Genomic DNA, 18694 nt, shown 5'->3' on the forward strand with positions numbered 1-18694 from the left:
GCCGGGGTGGCGGAACTGGCAGACGCACAGGACTTAAAATCCTGCGGTAAGTGATTACCGTACCGGTTCGATTCCGGTCCTCGGCACCATCTTTTATAATGAAGCGCCCGTAGCTCAACTGGATAGAGTACTTGACTACGAATCAAGAGGTTATAGGTTCGACCCCTATCGGGCGCACTTATTTACGGGAAGTAGCTCAGCTTGGTAGAGCACTTGGTTTGGGACCAAGGGGTCGCAGGTTCGAATCCTGTCTTCCCGATAAACCCTAAAATAATACATATATGGGGGCTTAGCTCAGTTGGGAGAGCGCCTGCTTTGCACGCAGGAGGTCAGCGGTTCGAACCCGCTAGTCTCCACCATATTTAATACAAACTAAAATACAACGGCGGTGTAGCTCAGCTGGCTAGAGCGCACGGTTCATACCCGTGAGGTCGGGGGTTCGATCCCCTCCACCGCCACTAATTATTAGTTGTAAATTATATTCAGGACCTTTAGCTCAGTTGGTCAGAGCTAACGGCTCATAACCGTTCGGTCGCAGGTTCGAATCCTGCAAGGTCCATATAATTTTGGAGGAATACCCAAGTCCGGCTGAAGGGATCGGTCTTGAAAACCGACAGGGGCTTAACGGCCCGCGGGGGTTCGAATCCCTCTTCCTCCGCCATTTTTATAAAACTTAATATAATTTATTTATCTAATATTTTTGGAGGAATACCCAAGCCCGGCTGAAGGGATCGGTCTTGAAAACCGACAGGAGCTTAACGGCTCGCGGGGGTTCGAATCCCTCTTCCTCCGCCATTAATATTATTATCGCGGGATGGAGCAGTTCGGTAGCTCGTCGGGCTCATAACCCGAAGGTCGGTGGTTCAAATCCGCCTCCCGCAATTTCATAATTTTGGTCTCGTAGTGTAGCGGTTAACACGCCTGCCTGTCACGCAGGAGATCGCGGGTTCGATTCCCGTCGAGACCGCCATTATGGTTCAGTAGCTCAGTTGGTAGAGCAATGGATTGAAGCTCCATGTGTCGGCAGTTCGACTCTGTCCTGAACCATTTTAATTTTTTATGCAAGCCGGCCTAGCTCAACTGGTAGAGCAACTGACTTGTAATCAGTAGGTTGGGGGTTCAAGTCCTCTGGCCGGCACCATCTTTCCTTTGGAGGGGTAGCGAAGTGGCTAAACGCGGCGGACTGTAAATCCGCTCCTTCGGGTTCGGCAGTTCGAATCTGCCCCCCTCCACCATATTAATTTAATAGGGGCATATTTCAACGGTAGAATAGAGGTCTCCAAAACCTTTGATGTGGGTTCGATTCCTACTGCCCCTGCCATGGCGGTTGTGGCGAAGTGGTTAACGCATCGGATTGTGGTTCCGACACGCGTGGGTTCGATTCCCATCAGCCGCCCTTTATATTGTTGGGCTATAGCCAAGCGGTAAGGCAACGGACTTTGACTCCGTCACGCGCTGGTTCGAATCCAGCTAGCCCAGTTAGTTATTGGCGGCATAGCCAAGTGGTAAGGCAGAGGTCTGCAAAACCTTTATCACCGGTTCAAATCCGGTTGCCGCCTCCATGAATATGCGGGAGTAGTTCAATTCTTAGAACACGTTCCTTCCCGGAACGAGGTATAGGCGTAAGTCCTATCTTCCGCTCCATATTTATTTAATATCCCATGCGGGAGTAGTTCAATTCTTAGAACACGTTCCTTCCCGGAACGAGGTATAGGTGTAAGTCCTATCTTCCGCTCCATATTTATTTAATATCCCATGCGGGAGTAGTTCAATTCTTAGAACACGTTCCTTCCCGGAACGAGGTATAGGTGTAAGTCCTATCTTCCGCTCCATATTTATTTAATATCTCATGCGGGAGTAGTTCAATTCTTAGAACACGTTCCTTCCCGGAACGAGGTATAGGTGTAAGTCCTATCTTCCGCTCCATTCATACTTCCATGGTGGGAGTTTTTTTTTGCTCTTTTTTAAATAAACCATAAAAGAATAAAAATTTTTTCTATTTTTTATTAATATTTTTCAATAAATTTAACTATAGTATAAATACAATATTTAAGCGTTATTACATAAACTTATTATATTTAATTAATAAATTAACACTTTTAGAGTATATTAGAATAATAAATCTTATATTAAAATTAATTAAATTCTTTTTTAAAATATAATGAAAGCGATTACCTTTAGTGCTATAGGCGTAGTACAATGTTTGGGAGTTGAATCACGTGGTATTATAATTAAAGTGCGATGATAATACCCCACAATTGAAGAATAAAACATGAATTTTTAATATCTATAAATTTCTTTATATTCTGATTTATCAAAGCACGACGTACGTAGATATAATATTAGGAGCGATTTAACAATGATTAGAACTATGATGAATGCAAAGATCCACAGAGCTAGAGTTACAGAATCCAATTTAAATTATGTAGGTAGTATTACTATTGATAAAGATATCTTAGATGCAGTTGATATTCTTGGTAATGAAAAGGTTGCTATTGTAAATAATAACAATGGCGCACGTTTTGAAACGTATGTTATTGAAGGCGAAAGAGGTAGCGGTAAAATATGCTTAAATGGTGCTGCATCACGTTTAGTTGAAGTTGATGATGTCGTTATTATAATGACATACGCACAATTAGATGAAGCAGAGCTTGCTACATATTCACCAAAAGTTGCGGTAATGAATGAATACAATCAGATTACACAAATGATTCATGAAAAAGAAAATCAAACTATATTAGATTAATATACTGTTAAAAATCTCCTTAGGTAAATCTCTAAGGAGATTTTTTTATAAAATTATAGCACAACACCAAAAGATAGTAGGTTATATCAAGGTTCATATTTAAAGATAAGTTATCTATACATTTATCACAACTTATTGAAAATTTTTATATAGTATTTTAATAGTGACAAATTTCATTTTTTTATAGCAGTTATAAATAGATCAAACCTAGTGATTTCACTGTTTATTAAAGAAATCTATTGACGACAAAAGCGCTTCGTAATATAATGTATATATTGCTTATTAGTGAGCACATGTTTATAGCATTTAATTAAATAAACAGTATATATCATTAATATTACTCAATATAGAGTTATTGAGCCGGTGTGGCGGAATTGGCAGACGCGCGGGACTCAAAATCCCGTTCCTTCTTGGAGTGTCGGTTCGATCCCGACCACCGGTATATGGATGGTTTTTAATGACTATCATCTTTTAAAAGAATCCCATTGTTATGGGGTTCTTTTTTTTGACTTAATTTGCATATATGATTTATTACATATTTGTTTTATGGTTATAAATATAGTAATGAATTTAAACTTTTTATATTCGAGGAGATACATTTAAACTAGTGTTAAGCTAAACTAAATATTGTAGTTTTATCTGAAATATAATATTATTAGTCTAATGTTGTATTTGGAGGAATTAATTAATGGTTAAAAATAAAGCAATCCAAACCAAAACGAGTAAAACTACAGGTAAGCAATTTTTTAGTAATATACTTCAAGCAGTAGGGGCAGGCGTTGTCATTGCGCTCATTCCCAATGCCTTATTAGGAGAGTTGCTGAAGTTCTTTAAAGATGGTAATCATTTATTGGAGACTATTTACCAATTTGTAGTTATGATTCAATCATTTATGGCATTTATCATTGGTATTTTAGCTGCACATCAATTTAGGTTTAATGGCGCCGGCGCCGCAATGGTAGGCGTTTCTGCTATGTTAGGTAGTGGCGCTGTTAAAATTACTTCTGATGGTTTTATACTTAGTGGTATAGGTGATATTATCAATACTATTTTAGTTGTTATTATTTCATGTTTTTTATATTTATTACTACAAAATAAACTAGGTTCTTTAGAAATGATAGTATTACCGGTTATCATACCTGTGTTAAGTGGTATTATAGGTTTGTATACATTAACTTATGTGTCTAAAGTTACAAAAGGTTTAGGGCATATAGTAAGTTCATTCACAGAGCTTAACCCATTACTCATGTCCATTTTAATTTGTATTACATATTCTTTATTAATGGTTACACCCATTTCAGTGGTTGCGATTGCAACTGCAATAGGGTTGTCAGGTTTAGGAAGTGGTGCGGCTAATATGGGGATAGTTGCTGCATGTGTGACATTTTTATTTGGTTCTATAAGAATCAATGGCGTAGGTGTTAATTTAGTGCTCATCATTGGTGCAGCAAAAATGATGATACCTGTTTACTTTAGACACTTAATTATAGCCATACCTTTAATGATAAATGGTTTAATAGGTGGCTTAGTTGCTTATTTTATTGGAATTAAAGGCACACCTATGTCAGCAGGTTTTGGTTATACAGGTTTAGTCGGGCCCATCAATGCATTTAATCGTATGACTGGAGATCCTACGATGAATATTATTTTACTAGTCTTTGGGTATTTAATTATTCCGTTTGTTTCTGCATTTTTTGTTCATGAACTATGTAAAAAAATGTTGAGAGGCTATTCCGATGAAATTTATAAATTTGAAATACCCAAGCAATAAAGTCAAACGATCTAATTTAAATAATTAGATCGTTTTTTATACATAAATAATGCATAATTAATTATTTTTTAAAAAATGTTACTGTATTTAAACCGGGAAACAAAAAAATTAATTGAATATTATTGCGTTATTATGTATAATAATTAATTATATAGAGAGGGGTTTAGAAAGATGAAACAACTTGGGAAATTATTTTTGATTTTTACTATTCTTGTGAGTGCAGCAATGTTTTACATAAATCCTGATGCAAATGCTAAACAAGAAGATCAATGGGATAAAATTAAAGAGCGTGGAGAATTAAGAGTCGGCTTATCTGCAGATTATGCTCCATATGAATTTGAACATAATGTTAATGGTAAATCTGAATATGCAGGCATTGATATAGAATTAGCAAAGAAAGTTGCAAAAGATAACAACTTAAAACTTAAAATCGTTAATATGCAATTTGATAGTTTGTTAGGTGCAATTAAAACTGGAAAAGTTGACTTGATTATTTCAGGTATGACACCCACACCTGAACGTAAAAAAGAAGTAGACTTTTCTAATTCATATATGACAGTAAGTCAAAAAATGATTATTAAAAAGTCAGAATCTGACCAATTAAAGCATATAGATGATTTTGCTAATAAGAAAATTGGTGTTCAAAAACAAACGCAACAAGAGAAAATAGCACAAACGGAAATTAATAATGCAAAGATACAATCTTTGACTAGAGTACCAGAAGTTATCATGTCATTGAAAAGTGGCAAGATAAGTGGAATGGTTATTGAAGGCCCAGTGGCTGAAGCCTATTTAAAACAAAATAAAGATTTAATGTTTGCTGATGGTGTTAAATTTAAAGAGGGTGAGAAAAGTACAGCAATTGCTGCACCTAAACATTCACCTGAATTAATGGGAAAACTTAACAATACAATTAAAGATGTTAAAGATAAAAACTTAATCAAAGATTATAAAGAATCAGCTGCAAATGCAATGAAAAAAGATGATGGCAATTTCTTTAGTAAATATGGAAGCTTTTTTATTAAAGGGATACAAAATACGATTCTTATATCAATTGTAGGTGTTTTACTTGGTACGGTGTTTGGAGCTATGATTGCATTACTCAAACTCAGCAAGTTCAGAGTATTGAGATGGTTAGCATCAGCCTACATTGAATTCTTAAGGGGTACGCCTTTACTTGTCCAAGTATTTTTAGTCTACTTTGGTACGACTGCAGTATTAGGTTTAAATATCTCGGCACTCATATGTGGTATGATTGCGCTCGTTATCAATTGTTCAGCATATATTGCCGAAATTATTAGAGCGGGAATTAATGCCGTTGATAAGGGACAAACTGAAGCAGCACGTAGTTTAGGTCTGAGTTATGGACAAACGATGAAATCTGTTATTTTACCACAAGCTATCAAAAATATATTACCAGCCTTAGGCAATGAATTTGTAACTGTAATTAAAGAATCATCAATAGTATCTGTCATTGGTGTGAGTGAAATTATGTTCAATGCTCAAGTGGTGCAAGGTGCTTCATTCGATCCGTTCACACCATTATTAGTTGCAGCGGTATTATACTTTATCCTGACATTTACATTGTCTAGAATTATGTATTTCTTTGAAGGGAGATTGAAAGTTAGTGATTAATATTAAAAAATTATATAAGTCATTTGGTAAAAATGAAGTGCTAAAAGGTATTGATTTAACAGTTAAACAAGGTGAAGTAGTCGCTATCATTGGTCCTTCAGGAAGTGGGAAAAGTACACTATTGCGTTGTATGAATCTTTTGGAAACACCTACGAGCGGTGATGTTATTTTCAAAGAAAACAAATTAAATGGTAAGAATACTGAATTAGAAAAATTACGTCAACAAATGGGGATGGTATTCCAAAATTTTAATTTGTTTCCACATAAAAAAGTAATAGATAACGTTATTTTAGCGCCGAGCCTGTTGAAAAAAGATAGTGCAACTAACTTAAAAAATGAAGCACGTGGACTATTAAAAAAAGTAGGGTTGGAAGACAAAGCTGATGCATATCCAGCCCAATTATCAGGTGGACAAAAACAAAGAGTAGCTATAGCTAGAGCTTTGGCTATGAATCCAGAAGTATTGCTATTTGATGAACCTACTTCTGCACTTGATCCTGAAGTAGTAGGAGATGTATTGAAGGTCATGAAGGATCTAGCAAAAGAAGGAATGACTATGGTAGTTGTTACTCATGAAATGAATTTTGCGAGAGATGTCAGTGACAAAGTTGTATTTATGGCAGATGGGGTGATTGTTGAATCGGGAACACCTCAAGCAATTTTTGATAATCAACAACATGAAAGAACGAAAAACTTCTTGTCGAGAGTTTTATAAAAAATGAAAAGACCAAGTAGAAGGATTTAAAAGTGATGTCATTACTTATACTTCTATTTGGTTTTTTATTATGCTAAATTTTAAAAAGTAATGTATCCAATTCTCTTAAAACATAGTAATGTGTTAAAATGTAGAATGTATGTTTTTAATGTGGGGTGTAAGAAAATGGATTTAAAGCAATTAAAACAAGATGTCATAGACTATGCCCATTCTATAGGTATTGATAGTATTGGTTTTACAACTGCCGATCCTTTTGATGAATTGAAGCAGAAACTGGTTGATTATCATGAAAAAGGATATGCTTCAGGTTTTGAGGAATCTGATATAGGATTGAGAACTGAACCTAAATTAACATTACCTACTGCAAGATCTATTATAGCAATTGCAGTAGGTTATCCAAATAGATTAAAAGGGGCACCTAAAAGTGTTCGAGGAGATCGAAGAGGCATGTTTGCCAGAGCTTCTTGGGGACAAGACTATCATTCAATAATGAGAAAAAGGTTAGATAAGTTGGCTGAATATCTTCAATCAAGAGTAGAAGATGTTGAAATTCAATCTATGGTTGATACAGGTGTTTTATCTGATAGAGCTGTCGCAGAACGTGCAGGAATCGGATTTATAGGTAGAAATGGATTTGTAATTAATCCTGACCTTGGTACATGGACGTATTTAGGAGAGATGCTAGTAAGTATACCTTTTGCTCCTGATGATCCACTCATGGATAGTTGTGGAGAATGTACAATTTGTGTTGATCGCTGTCCAACTGGTGCGTTGGTTGGAGATGGACAGCTAAACAGTCAAAAATGCATTAGTTTTTTAACTCAAACTAAAGGTTATTTAAAAGATGAATATAGATATAAAATTGGTAATCGCTTGTATGGGTGTGATACATGTCAGCAAGTATGTCCCAAAAATAAAGGTATTAACACACAACATGATGACATCATTTTAGAACCAGAAATATTAAAACCAAGACTTGTGCCTCTATTAAAAATGAGTAATAAAGAATTTAAAAATACTTATGGTCACTTAGCTGGTGCATGGAGAGGTAAAAAACCTATTCAACGCAATGCTATTATCGCTTTAGCGCATTTTAAAGAAGAAGCAGCCATACCAGAGTTACAAGATGTCGCGTTAAATGACCCGAGACCAATGATTAGAGGTACAGCTTATTGGGCTATTGGGCAAATCCAAGGCGATGTAGCTAGACCCTTTATAGAACAACATTATGAAAATGAATTAGAAGAGGTCCAAGAGGAAATGTTAAAAGGACTTGAAACGAGGAGAGAATAAAAGAATGACAAACCATATAGTATTATTTCAACCAGAGATTCCAGGAAATACAGGTAGCATTGCGCGTACATGTGCTGGGACATATACTAATTTACATTTAATTAAACCATTAGGATTTAGTACAGATGATAAAATGTTAAAACGTGCAGGTTTAGACTACTGGGATTCAGTTAATATTACTTATCATGAAAGTATAGAAGCATTTTTTGAATCTACAGAAGGTATATATTATTTAATTACTAAATTTGGTAAGAAAACCTATTCTGATTTTGATTTTACAGATTTAGAAGAAAATCATTATTTCATATTTGGTCGTGAAACAACTGGGTTACCTGATTGGGTTAAAGAAGCATATCATGAAACAGCGTTACGTATTCCAATGAATGAAAATATTAGATCGCTTAATTTATCAAATACTGCATCTTTACTTATATATGAAGCTTTAAGACAACAAAGTTTTCCAAATTTAGATTAATAATTATTGTAAAAGAATGAAAAACTTGTTGGAGATTTGTATAATAGTAGTAAGTCTTAGAATTATGTTTATATACACATGATATAAACTGTGAGATTAAGCATGTAAATGGTTTATAACCCAAGCGTCAAGGGTATTTATAAAAATAATGATAAAGCGCGTCTAATAGAACAAGAGGAGTGTAATTACTATGGCAATGAACTTTAAAGTATTAGAAAATGAAACTAGTGTAGCAGAGTATGCTGCAGATATTTTAAGAAAGCAATTTAACAACAACCCTACTACAATTGCAGGTGTACACCTTTCCAAAGATAATTCACCAGTATTGGATGAATTAAAGAAAAATGTAGATAAGCACGCTGTAGATTTTAGTCAAATTAATATTTTAGACTATGATGATAATAAATCATACTTTGAAGCTTTAGGAGTTCCTGAAGGTCAAATTTATAATGTGAGTTTTAGCGAAGATACAGAATCATTTATTGGTGATAAAATTAAGACAAAAGAAAATAAAGGTAAGCTAGTGACACAAGTGCTTTCAATTGATACGAATGGTAAATTGGATGTCAGTGTAAAACAAGGCCTGTTTTCAGCTCGTGAAGTTATTTTAATCATCACAGGTAGTGATAAAAAAGAAATCGTTCATAGATTATATGAAGAAAATGGTAAAACAAACTTTGAACCTTCTGATTTAAAAGCACACCGTATGGTTAATGTGGTCTTAGATGAAGCGGCAGCAGAAGGTTTACCAGAAGATGTAAGACGTTATTTCACAGCACGCTTTGCATAAAATTATGATGTGAGGTGATTCAAGTGACAAACGATAATAGCAATGAACAATTACATGCTAAAGAAGCGGAACCAAAGAATGAAATGGTTGATGGTTTTGATGATGTAGTAGAACTTGGTAAGCAAATGGAACAAATTTCTGAAGAAAATGATGAAGCTAAATTAGAAAAATCACATGATTCAGCTGTTCGATCTGATTTAAATAAATAAATGTAAACTACCCTTTGTGAATAACAAATTCATCAAAGGGTTTTTCTATAACATTCTACTCAGCAATCGTTATAATTGGAAATACCACATAGCATGTTTGTGAAATATAAAAACACATGCCATCTTAAAAGTGAATGTGTTATTATTAAGTCATTATTAGATTTAAGGAGACTTATACATATGTTAAGTAAGTATTGGAAATACATCATGATAAGTGCTGTTATTGTTAATTTGATTTCAATCAAAGGTTTTCCAATGGCAATTGGAGCTATTTATTTACCAGTATTATTTAAAATTATAAAATTACAGATAAATTTATCACGAGGGCTTGTGGATCAAGTCAATGCTTCAACCTTTGTAAAAGGTAATCAAACAGGTGTAATTATTAGTGTATTGTGTTGTATTGTGGTTACAGTTATGCTATTTAAGCCACTAGGTAACTTTTACAACCATTTAAATGGAATATTAGGGGTATTAATTACCATTAGCCCGATAACTATGGTGATTGGAGCAATATTATTAATATTGACTGCTATAGGCATTATTCAGGCAGCGAAAGCACAATTTACAAAAGTGAATATCACTAAAACACATTAAGGATATAATTCGAAGAAACCGTAAAAGTCATAAGGCTTATACGGTTTTTTTAGTGAATGAAATACATTGTTAGAGAGATAAGGATGACAGTATTATAGAGAATATGAAAACGCTATATAATACAATTGCCCCTGTAAAATAATTAATGCTATACTTAGATTGAATATTGATTAATGAAGGGGAGAATTAGAAATGTCAGTTAGAATTGAACATGATACATTTGGTGAAATAGAAGTACCTGCAGATAAATATTGGGGTGCTCAAACTGAAAGAAGTAAACGTAACTTTCCTGTTGGTAAAGAACGTATGCCTATTGAAGTAGTTTATGGATTTGCACAATTAAAAAGAGGCGCAGCATTAGCAAATCATGAGTTAGGCAAGTTGTCTGATGCTAAAAAAGACGCTATTGTTTATGCATGTGATCGTGTCATTAATAAAGAATTAGACGCGCATTTCCCATTAGTAGTATGGCAAACTGGTAGTGGTACACAAAGCAATATGAATGTTAACGAAGTAGTAAGTTATGTTGCTAATGAATATTTAAAATCACAAGGCAGTGATGAATCAATCCATCCTAATGATGACGTTAACAAATCACAAAGTTCAAATGATACATTTCCAACAGCGATGCATGTTGCGTTATATAATGAGATAGAGACGAAATTAGAACCAGCTTTAAAAGTATTACGAGATACATTTAAAGAAAAAGAAGAACAATTTAATGATATTATTAAAATTGGACGCACACACTTACAAGATGCGACACCTATTCGCTTAGGTCAAGAAATCAGTGGTTGGCGTTACATGCTGGACAAATGTGAGACGCTTTTAGGGGAATCTAAAGCACATATTTTGAATTTAGCCATTGGTGGTACAGCGGTTGGAACTGGTATTAATGCGCATCCCCAATTTGGAGATAAGGTAGCTAAATTTATATCAGAGAATACAGGCTATGCATTTGTATCTTCTGAAAATAAATTTCATGCCTTAACAGCACATGATGAAGTTGTACAATTACATGGTACTTTAAAAGCATTAGCAACTGACTTAATGAAAATTGCTAATGATGTCAGATGGTTAGCTTCAGGTCCGCGTGCAGGTTTAGCCGAATTGTCTATACCAGAGAATGAACCAGGATCTTCTATTATGCCAGGTAAGGTTAATCCAACTCAATGTGAAATGTTAACTATGGTAGCTGTACAGGTAATGGGAAATGACACGGCAGTCGGCATTGGAAGCTCACAAGGTAATTTTGAGCTAAATGTATATAAACCGGTCATTTTACTCAATACATTACAATCCATCTACTTATTAGCTGATGGTATGCAAACATTTAACGATAATTGTGCTGTTGGTATTCAACCAATACCAGAAAATATAGATAACTATTTAAATCAATCATTAATGTTAGTTACAGCATTAAATCCACATATTGGTTATGAAAATGCAGCGAGTATCGCTAAAAAAGCACACCGTGAAGGGCTCACTTTAAAAGAATCGGCAATTCAATCAGGTCACGTTACTGAAGAACAATTTAATGAATGGATCAAACCAGAAGACATGGTTGAACCAAAATAAAAATAAAAAAGCCAATCTCTATATTAGGGATTGGCTTTTTTATCATGTTATTGGACTTATATTTCATCATCTAAACTTACAGAGATTGCTTCTTGTGTTAGAGGATGTGTAAATTCTATTTTATAACTATTTAATTGAAGTTGTCTTAACGTCGAATTACCATATAAAGGATCACCGATAACTGGATGACCAATTTCAGCTAAATGAACACGAATTTGATGTGTTCTACCAGTATCTAATTTTAATTCTAACTCACAGACGTCTTCTTTAATCATGTTAGAACTGATGATATGTGTAATTGCAGTTTGTCCAGTAGGTGAGATTCTACGCTTATTCGAATGGAATTTATCTTTACCAATAGGTTGATCTATAGTTTGTGGTTTAATAGGTAATAAACTGTGCACATTTGCTTTATAGATACGGTCTATTTCATTTTCTTCTAGCATACGATCTAAAATCTTTTTCATTAATGGATTTTTAGCAACAATTAAGAGGCCAACAGTTTCTTGGTCTAGGCGATGAATTGGCTCAACATAATCACTTTTAACTGTGTAAATGACATGATTCATTAAAGTATTGCTTTCTTTTAAATCATTAGGATGTGTTTTCACACCTTTAGGTTTCATTACAATAGCAATGTCATCGTCCTCATAGTAAATTTGCGCAAAACGGTAACTTGGTAAGTAGTTACTTACTTCTTCAGGTGTTGGTATATAAGCTATATCGCCTGTCTTTACCTTAGTCATGAGTGTCGCAGGTGCTTCGTTAAGTGTTATTGCTTTAGACATGTTTAAATTATGCAAGTCCTTTTTAGGTAAATACAACTGCTGAAAAATTTCTCTCAAAGTTAATTGATCATATTTATTAGGGATTTCAAATTTCATAATATCCTCCTCGATTATCATATATTATCATACCATAAACTCAAGGTTAAAAATATTAGTCATAGTAATTCTATAAAAAATATTATGATTCATCAGTTACACCAATTAAAGATACCCCTTCAGTATTTTTCAATTTATGAATAAGACTGTATAATGTAGATAAAGTGATTTGAAAAAGGGTGGACGGGTTATATGGAAAAACCAACACGACTTGCACTGTTAAAAGAAATTGCAGAGTTTTTAAATGAAGAAACTGAAACATATAGTATGATGTATGGTGCTTTGAAATCCTTAATTGAAGGCAGTGAATTTTCAACGGGTTGGATTTTTTTTATTGATGAAGCAGGACAACATGAATTGATTTCAGATGTGGACTTACCTGGTGCTTTGTCGAAGCATAACTGTAAATATATGCGCGAAGGTACATGTTGGTGTGTTCAAGCCTATCAAAATAAAAAATTAACTAAAGCCTCTAATATTATAAATTGTTCTCGTATTAATTTAGCAAATCGAGCATATCATGAAGAAACAGATGGGATTACCCATCATGCAACAGTACCGCTTAGATCTGGTGATGAGCAATTTGGCTTATTAAATGTTGCTACACCGTATACAACACACTATAGTGAAGAAAATTTAGAATTATTAGAGTCGGTAGCATTCCAAATTGGTTCAGCAATCAAGCGTATTTTGCTTACAGACCAAGAAAAAGAAGCGGCACGTATTAGTGAAAGAAATCGTTTAGCGAGAGATTTACATGACTCAGTAAACCAGATGCTATTTTCAGTAAAATTAACAGCACATGCAGCTTATGGGATGTCAAAGGAAGCTGTATCACAAGAGGCATTTCAAATGATTGAACAGACAAGTCAGCAAGCAGTAAACGAAATGAGAGCATTAATCTGGCAATTGAAACCTGTTGGGTTAGAACAAGGTCTTGTAAATGCTTTGAAAAAATATAGTGAGTTACTGCAACTTGAATTGAATGTACAAGTAGAAGGTTTAATCAACCTTCCTAATTTGATTGAAGAAAATATTTATCGCATTATTCAAGAAGCAATGAACAATACTAAAAAACATGGGAATACACATAGAATTGATTTAGTATTAAAACAACAAAAACAATGTTTAAATGTTGAAATTAAAGATTACGGGGAAGGTTTTGATGTGTTAGAAGCACAGCATCAATACTCACATGGATTAAATAATATGAGACAACGTACTAAAATGATACATGGTAAAATAGACATCGTCTCACAACCTCAAATGGGCACTTGTATCCATATAGTTGTACCATTATAGATGATTGAAAGGAAGATAAATATGCATCGAATTATACTTGTTGATGATCATCACATCGTAAGACAAGGTTTAGAATTTTTACTTTCCACTGTAGATGACATAGAGGTCATTGGTGGCTTTTCAGACGGTAAATCTTTTCTGAATTATTTAAAGACCGGGGATGTGCCAGATATTGTATTACTTGATTTAGTAATGCCGGAAATGAATGGCATAGAGATAACAGAAATTATGAAGGCTCAATACCCTAATGTGAAAATATTAGTGCTGACTAGCTATGTTGATGATGAACATGTAATATCTGCAATTGATAAAGGTGCAGATGGTTACGAAATGAAAGATGTAGAACCTGAACAACTCATTGAAACCATCAAGAAAGTTATAGCAGGTGATAAAATAATTCATCCTCAGGCACAACATGTAATCGAAACAGTAAGTAAAAAACCGCATTTCACAAACAAACTTTCAAAGCGTGAATCAGAAGTATTAGCCGAGATGACCAAAGGAAAAACAAATAAAGAAATCGCAGAAGCTTTATTTGTGTCAGAAAAAACAGTGAAAACACATGTAAGTCATATTTTCAGTAAACTACAAGTGTCGGACCGAACTCAAGCAGCAATCTATGCGATGGAAAATAAATTAATATAATAAGAGGAATGCTACGTATATCATGATGAATACATAGCATTTTTTTGTTTTTAATAACTTTTAATGTAAAATGTAAAGTTTTACTATATAATAAAACTTAACAAAATAAAGGGGATGTTGCTATGAAGACAAAGAATCTTTCAATAAAAATTGTCATAGCATTGGTTTTAGGTATTGCAGTAGGTTCTGTTTGTAATCTGTTTGTACAAGCAGCGTTTGTAGAATTTATAGATAAATACCTATTCAATGTCATTGGGCAAATATTCTTAAATTTAATCTTTATGTTAGTAGTACCTGTAGTATTTGTATCTATCGTTTTAGGTGTAGTTGGTGTAGGTGATCCTAAATTGCTTGGAGGCATAGGATTAAAAACAATTTCATTCTTTTTAACGACTACAGCTTTAGCAATTATTATTGGTATAGCATTAGCGTTAATATTCAAACCAGGGGAAGGTAAATCAGATTTATTAAAAAGCGAAGATGTCTCGAGTTATCAACAAACGTTAAACAAAGACAATTCACAAGGGTCAGCAGCAAAACAAACATTTGACCAAACATTGATTAATTTGTTTCCTAAAAATCCAATCCAAGCTATGACTGATGGCAATATGTTGCAAATTATTACTTTTGCAATATTCATTGGTATTGGAATAATTATGGTAGGATCCAAGGCTCAAATTGTGCATAGGCTATTTGAACAAACAAATGAAGTACTCATGTATATAATTACAATGATTATGAGAGTCTTTGCACCTATAGGAACATTCGGCTTGGTTGCACACGCTTTTACAGGGGCAGGGTTTGGTGCCATTCAACAGTTAGGCATGTATTTCTTCATTGTTTTACTTGCACTCTTTATTCATTTCTTTGTAGTATATGGATCAGCAGTAAAATTATTAGGAAATTATAGTCCATTGAAGTTTTTTAAAGCCTTTATACCAGCCATTACCATTGGTTTTAGTGCTTCAAGTTCTAGTGCAGCTTTACCCATTTCAATGAATTGTACTAAAAAAATGGGGGTTAGACCTGAAATAGCATCATTTGTTCAGCCTTTAGGAGCAACCATTAACATGGATGGAACAGCAATAATGCAAGGGGTTGCAACAATATTTATTGCGCAAATATCAGGAGCACAACTATCTGTAGGACAATTAGTTACCGTTGTAGTTATTGCCGTTGTGGCTTCAATAGGCACAGCGGGCGTACCGGGTGTGGGACTCATTATGCTAGCGATGGTATTAAATGCAGTTGGTTTAAATCCAGCCGCTATTGGTATTATATTAGGTATAGATAGATTGCTAGATATGACGAGAACATCGGTAAACATAACTGGTGATGCTGCTTGTGCCTTAATTATTTCAAGAAAAGAAGATAAAAAATTAGCATCACAAAGTGAATCTATATGAGATATAGATATTAATTAAACATCGCACTAGTGAATATAAATATAACGGCATATACCTCAATCAACGGGGTATATGCTTTTTTGTGTAAATATAATCTAATTTTTAAAAGAAGAATTAATATAATTTTACATGCAATGAAAACGGATACAATATATATATTTAAACAAATTAATTATACGAAATAGCTGAAGTTTTTTAGTTATTTATATTCAAATGAAATTTTACACGTTTTAAACTTTTAGAAATATTATATAAATATATTGTATTTAACTTTTTATAGCGATATAATATAAAACATTGTGTTTATACAAAAATAAGCAGTGATTTAATATGAAATATTGTTGCAAGAAAGAGGGAAAACAATGGATTTTTCAATAATTATTCCATTTAAGGATAAAGGGAACAACGAAAGATTTTTAGAAAATTGTATAGAAAGTCTAAATAATCAAACATACCAAGACTTTGAAGTTTTGTTTCTTCATAATAAATCAGAAAGATTACAGACACTTACGCGACATACTCAATTAAACATCAGAATGCTTGAGATGTCAGAAACTGATCAACTTACAGATTATAGAAATTTAGGGCTAGAACAGGCTAAAGGTGAGTTTTTAATATTTATGGATGCGGACGATTATTTACATCCCAATGCTTTGATTTATGCAAAAAAGATGATTGAGTCTTCGAAAGATAATACAGATGTATTTAAATTTGCAATTACTAAAACTAATTTAGATAAAACATCAACTTTAAAAAAGAATAAGCGCGTCTTTTTTGATGGTGAGGCATTTTCTAAATTGGAAGCAGTTATGAATGGAGCAGACATTTCAGTTGATGATGTACAGTTAAAGCAAATTATAAATGGTTTTTTTGAAAACCAAATGATTAATCATAAATCTGAGCATGTAAAACCAGTGAATTATCTCAGTCGTTTGAATTATCAATTTAGAGTACATAGCTTCATAATTAGAAAATCATTTTTAATTGATAATCAATTAAATTTCAAATCTAAAAATACATTATATAGTGATATTCCATTTTTAATTGAATTATATAACAATACAGCAAATATAAAACAAACAAGTACAAAATTATATTATAAGTATATTCATAATGATTCGATTAATTCTCCTTCACTTACTCAGGAAGAACATAGTGATAGATTATTAAAAAGAGTACAAGCTATAAATGAAGCATTGGTTTTTTGTGAGAATTTAAAAATGGCAAGACAATTAAAAATCACTGCTATTAACGATTACTTATACAAAGTAGTGAAAAGCCCAATATTTACCGAATCATATACAGAAGTAAGTAAAATATATCGTGAATTGTATACTATTTTAAATATTAAATCAGCAAACTTTAAATTAAGCAAAAGACACTCATATGAAATGAATGCAATTGAAAAGGGTAAATTTAAAACGGCTTTTATGTTTAGTAAAAGTAGAGTACTAGGTTATAAAGCGTATCAATTTTCTAAGCCTAAAAACCAAAGATTTAGACAAAAGAAAATACAAAAAAATGTCTTTACAAGATTACCTATACAAGAAAATACCGTATTATATGAAAGCTTTTTAGGTAAGAATTATTCAGATAGTCCTAAAGCGATATTTAAGTATTTACTAGAGAACGAACCTAATAAATGGAAGCATATATGGGTACTTAACAATCAAGATATTGTAAAAAATGAAGAGGAATTTAAGCATAAGAATGTAAGAATAATAAAAAGGTTTAGCTGGAAATATTTTTATTATGTTACTTTATCAAAATATTTTGTACTAAACATGAGACAACCTAAATGGTTGTATAAAAAAGAGGAACAAGTCATCTTATCCACATGGCATGGCACACCGTTGAAACGTTTAGTTTTTGATATGGAAAATGTAACCTCAGCTAATAAAAATTATAAAAAAGATTTTTATAACCAATCTAGAAAATGGGATTATTTAATCGCTGCTAATCAATATAGCCAAGAGATATTTGAAAGTGCCTTTATGTATCCTAAAAACCAAATATTAACGTACGGTTACCCAAGAAATGATATATTGACGAATCATTCTGTTGAATATAAAAATGAAGTGAAAGAAAAGTTGGATTTACCAAAATCTAAAAAAGTTATTTTATATGCACCAACATGGAGAGACGATGAATTCCATTCAGCAGGAAAATATAAATTTAAGCTACAATTAGATTTACAACGCATGAAAGAAGAATTTGGAAATGATTATGTCATTATATTAAGAATGCATTATTTCATTTCCGACAACATGGATTTAACTGGATTTGAAGGTTTTGCTTATGATTATTCTAAATATAATGATATTAATGACTTATATATAGCTAGCGATTTGTTGATTACGGATTATTCTTCAGTATTTTTCGATTATGCAAATCTTAGAAAGCCCATTTTATTCTTTACTTATGATATTGAAAAATATCAAAGTATGTTGAGAGGGTTTTATATTGATGTATATAATGACTTGCCTGGTCCTTTATTGCTATCAAATGATGCACTTTTTAATGCGCTTAATAATATTGAATCAGTTAATGATGAGTACAAACAAAAATATGAGAAGTTTTATAGAACGTATTGTAATTTAGAAGATGGCAATGCAACAAAACGTGTTGTAAATGAAGTATTTAACTAA

General features: G+C 33.0%; 15 protein-coding genes and 22 tRNA genes. 36 read left to right on the top strand and 1 reads right to left on the bottom strand.

Annotated features, from left to right (window positions below):
* The 32 genes from PYW31_RS04710 to fumC all read left to right on the top strand — a co-directional run bounded on the left by PYW31_RS04710 (position 1) and on the right by fumC (position 11809).
* A tRNA-Leu gene (locus PYW31_RS04710) sits at positions 1–89 on the top strand.
* Positions 90–103: 14 nt separating this feature from the next.
* Positions 104–177 (top strand) — tRNA-Arg (locus tag PYW31_RS04715).
* An 8-nt stretch (positions 178–185) separates the two neighbouring features.
* Positions 186–259: transfer RNA gene (locus PYW31_RS04720), tRNA-Pro, on the top strand.
* 24 nt (positions 260–283) lie between these two features.
* A tRNA-Ala gene (locus PYW31_RS04725) sits at positions 284–359 on the top strand.
* A gap of 25 nt (positions 360–384) precedes the next feature.
* Positions 385–458, top strand: a tRNA-Met gene (locus tag PYW31_RS04730).
* 27 nt (positions 459–485) lie between these two features.
* Positions 486–559, top strand: a tRNA-Ile gene (locus PYW31_RS04735).
* A 9-nt stretch (positions 560–568) separates the two neighbouring features.
* Positions 569–661 (top strand) — tRNA-Ser (locus PYW31_RS04740).
* 41 nt (positions 662–702) lie between these two features.
* A tRNA-Ser gene (locus PYW31_RS04745) sits at positions 703–795 on the top strand.
* Between the two features lie 13 nt (positions 796–808).
* A tRNA-Met gene (locus PYW31_RS04750) sits at positions 809–882 on the top strand.
* Between the two features lie 12 nt (positions 883–894).
* Positions 895–970, top strand: a tRNA-Asp gene (locus tag PYW31_RS04755).
* 4 nt (positions 971–974) lie between these two features.
* A tRNA-Phe gene (locus PYW31_RS04760) sits at positions 975–1047 on the top strand.
* Positions 1048–1065: 18 nt separating this feature from the next.
* A tRNA-Thr gene (locus PYW31_RS04765) sits at positions 1066–1141 on the top strand.
* 10 nt (positions 1142–1151) lie between these two features.
* Positions 1152–1235 (top strand) — tRNA-Tyr (locus tag PYW31_RS04770).
* A gap of 12 nt (positions 1236–1247) precedes the next feature.
* Positions 1248–1321 (top strand) — tRNA-Trp (locus PYW31_RS04775).
* A 2-nt stretch (positions 1322–1323) separates the two neighbouring features.
* Positions 1324–1396 (top strand) — tRNA-His (locus tag PYW31_RS04780).
* A gap of 11 nt (positions 1397–1407) precedes the next feature.
* A tRNA-Gln gene (locus tag PYW31_RS04785) sits at positions 1408–1479 on the top strand.
* 9 nt (positions 1480–1488) lie between these two features.
* A tRNA-Cys gene (locus PYW31_RS04790) sits at positions 1489–1562 on the top strand.
* 7 nt (positions 1563–1569) lie between these two features.
* Positions 1570–1644 (top strand) — tRNA-Gly (locus tag PYW31_RS04795).
* Between the two features lie 19 nt (positions 1645–1663).
* A tRNA-Gly gene (locus PYW31_RS04800) sits at positions 1664–1738 on the top strand.
* Positions 1739–1757: 19 nt separating this feature from the next.
* A tRNA-Gly gene (locus PYW31_RS04805) sits at positions 1758–1832 on the top strand.
* Between the two features lie 19 nt (positions 1833–1851).
* Positions 1852–1926, top strand: a tRNA-Gly gene (locus PYW31_RS04810).
* A gap of 433 nt (positions 1927–2359) precedes the next feature.
* A complete protein-coding gene (panD, locus tag PYW31_RS04815) occupies positions 2360–2746 on the top strand; it encodes an aspartate 1-decarboxylase (RefSeq protein ID WP_046837925.1) in 387 nt (128 codons plus the stop codon).
* Positions 2747–3105: 359 nt separating this feature from the next.
* Positions 3106–3188: transfer RNA gene (locus tag PYW31_RS04820), tRNA-Leu, on the top strand.
* Positions 3189–3434: 246 nt separating this feature from the next.
* Positions 3435–4517: a PTS sugar transporter subunit IIC gene (locus PYW31_RS04825; protein ID WP_046837926.1), complete on the top strand. Its 1083-nt coding sequence runs from the start codon at positions 3435–3437 to the stop codon at positions 4515–4517.
* 171 nt (positions 4518–4688) lie between these two features.
* Entirely contained in the window at positions 4689–6152 is a 1464-nt protein-coding gene (locus tag PYW31_RS04830; protein ID WP_046837927.1) for an ABC transporter substrate-binding protein/permease, read from the top strand.
* Complete coding sequence (locus PYW31_RS04835; protein WP_046837928.1) at positions 6145–6867, top strand: amino acid ABC transporter ATP-binding protein; 723 nt, start codon at positions 6145–6147, stop codon at positions 6865–6867. The genes PYW31_RS04830 and PYW31_RS04835 overlap by 8 nt, the downstream gene beginning before the upstream one ends.
* Positions 6868–7032: 165 nt before the next feature.
* Complete coding sequence (queG, locus tag PYW31_RS04840; RefSeq protein ID WP_046837929.1) at positions 7033–8160, top strand: tRNA epoxyqueuosine(34) reductase QueG; 1128 nt, start codon at positions 7033–7035, stop codon at positions 8158–8160.
* A 4-nt stretch (positions 8161–8164) separates the two neighbouring features.
* A complete protein-coding gene (trmL, locus tag PYW31_RS04845) occupies positions 8165–8635 on the top strand; it encodes a tRNA (uridine(34)/cytosine(34)/5-carboxymethylaminomethyluridine(34)-2'-O)-methyltransferase TrmL (protein WP_046837930.1) in 471 nt (156 codons plus the stop codon).
* Positions 8636–8825: 190 nt separating this feature from the next.
* Positions 8826–9425, top strand: a complete 600-nt coding sequence (locus tag PYW31_RS04850) for a 6-phosphogluconolactonase (protein ID WP_046837931.1) — start codon at positions 8826–8828, stop codon at positions 9423–9425.
* Between the two features lie 23 nt (positions 9426–9448).
* Positions 9449–9634 carry an SAS053 family DNA gyrase inhibitor gene (locus tag PYW31_RS04855; RefSeq protein WP_046837932.1) on the top strand — a complete coding sequence of 62 codons (186 nt, stop codon included), beginning with the start codon at positions 9449–9451 and terminating at the stop codon, positions 9632–9634.
* Positions 9635–9814: 180 nt separating this feature from the next.
* Positions 9815–10231: a hypothetical protein gene (locus tag PYW31_RS04860; RefSeq protein WP_046837933.1), complete on the top strand. Its 417-nt coding sequence runs from the start codon at positions 9815–9817 to the stop codon at positions 10229–10231.
* Between the two features lie 192 nt (positions 10232–10423).
* Positions 10424–11809: a class II fumarate hydratase gene (fumC, locus tag PYW31_RS04865; RefSeq protein ID WP_046837934.1), complete on the top strand. Its 1386-nt coding sequence runs from the start codon at positions 10424–10426 to the stop codon at positions 11807–11809.
* 56 nt (positions 11810–11865) lie between these two features.
* On the opposite strand, the gene PYW31_RS04870 is transcribed toward fumC, so the two are convergent.
* On the bottom strand, positions 11866–12693 hold the full coding sequence (locus PYW31_RS04870; protein WP_046837935.1) for an RluA family pseudouridine synthase: 828 nt from the start codon (positions 12691–12693) through the stop codon (positions 11866–11868).
* A 192-nt stretch (positions 12694–12885) separates the two neighbouring features.
* Between PYW31_RS04870 and PYW31_RS04875 the strand changes: the two genes are divergently transcribed.
* The 4 genes from PYW31_RS04875 (at position 12886) to PYW31_RS04890 (ending at position 18694) form a co-directional block, all read left to right on the top strand.
* Positions 12886–13995, top strand: a complete 1110-nt coding sequence (locus tag PYW31_RS04875) for a GAF domain-containing sensor histidine kinase (protein ID WP_046837936.1) — start codon at positions 12886–12888, stop codon at positions 13993–13995.
* 21 nt (positions 13996–14016) lie between these two features.
* The gene (locus PYW31_RS04880) at positions 14017–14640 is read left to right on the top strand and encodes a response regulator (protein ID WP_046837937.1); all 624 of its coding nucleotides are present in this window, start codon (positions 14017–14019) and stop codon (positions 14638–14640) included.
* A 122-nt stretch (positions 14641–14762) separates the two neighbouring features.
* Positions 14763–16046 carry a dicarboxylate/amino acid:cation symporter gene (locus tag PYW31_RS04885; RefSeq protein WP_046837938.1) on the top strand — a complete coding sequence of 428 codons (1284 nt, stop codon included), beginning with the start codon at positions 14763–14765 and terminating at the stop codon, positions 16044–16046.
* A gap of 362 nt (positions 16047–16408) precedes the next feature.
* Complete coding sequence (locus PYW31_RS04890; protein WP_046837939.1) at positions 16409–18694, top strand: bifunctional glycosyltransferase/CDP-glycerol:glycerophosphate glycerophosphotransferase; 2286 nt, start codon at positions 16409–16411, stop codon at positions 18692–18694.

The organism is Staphylococcus succinus (genome assembly GCF_029024945.1).
GTDB lineage: Bacteria > Bacillota > Bacilli > Staphylococcales > Staphylococcaceae > Staphylococcus > Staphylococcus succinus.

What these genes read in the sequence shown, in the direction of transcription:
- panD (WP_046837925.1), top strand. Translation starts at nt 2,360, where the DNA reads ATGATTAGAACTATGATGAATGCAAAGATCCACAGAGCTAGAGTTACA.
- PYW31_RS04825 (WP_046837926.1), top strand. Translation starts at nt 3,435, where the DNA reads ATGGTTAAAAATAAAGCAATCCAAACCAAAACGAGTAAAACTACAGGT.
- PYW31_RS04830 (WP_046837927.1), top strand. Translation starts at nt 4,689, where the DNA reads ATGAAACAACTTGGGAAATTATTTTTGATTTTTACTATTCTTGTGAGT.
- queG (WP_046837929.1), top strand. Translation starts at nt 7,033, where the DNA reads ATGGATTTAAAGCAATTAAAACAAGATGTCATAGACTATGCCCATTCT.
- trmL (WP_046837930.1), top strand. Translation starts at nt 8,165, where the DNA reads ATGACAAACCATATAGTATTATTTCAACCAGAGATTCCAGGAAATACA.
- PYW31_RS04850 (WP_046837931.1), top strand. Translation starts at nt 8,826, where the DNA reads ATGGCAATGAACTTTAAAGTATTAGAAAATGAAACTAGTGTAGCAGAG.
- PYW31_RS04860 (WP_046837933.1), top strand. Translation starts at nt 9,815, where the DNA reads ATGTTAAGTAAGTATTGGAAATACATCATGATAAGTGCTGTTATTGTT.
- fumC (WP_046837934.1), top strand. Translation starts at nt 10,424, where the DNA reads ATGTCAGTTAGAATTGAACATGATACATTTGGTGAAATAGAAGTACCT.
- PYW31_RS04870 (WP_046837935.1), bottom strand. Translation starts at nt 12,693, where the DNA reads ATGAAATTTGAAATCCCTAATAAATATGATCAATTAACTTTGAGAGAA.
- PYW31_RS04875 (WP_046837936.1), top strand. Translation starts at nt 12,886, where the DNA reads ATGGAAAAACCAACACGACTTGCACTGTTAAAAGAAATTGCAGAGTTT.
- PYW31_RS04880 (WP_046837937.1), top strand. Translation starts at nt 14,017, where the DNA reads ATGCATCGAATTATACTTGTTGATGATCATCACATCGTAAGACAAGGT.
- PYW31_RS04885 (WP_046837938.1), top strand. Translation starts at nt 14,763, where the DNA reads ATGAAGACAAAGAATCTTTCAATAAAAATTGTCATAGCATTGGTTTTA.
- PYW31_RS04890 (WP_046837939.1), top strand. Translation starts at nt 16,409, where the DNA reads ATGGATTTTTCAATAATTATTCCATTTAAGGATAAAGGGAACAACGAA.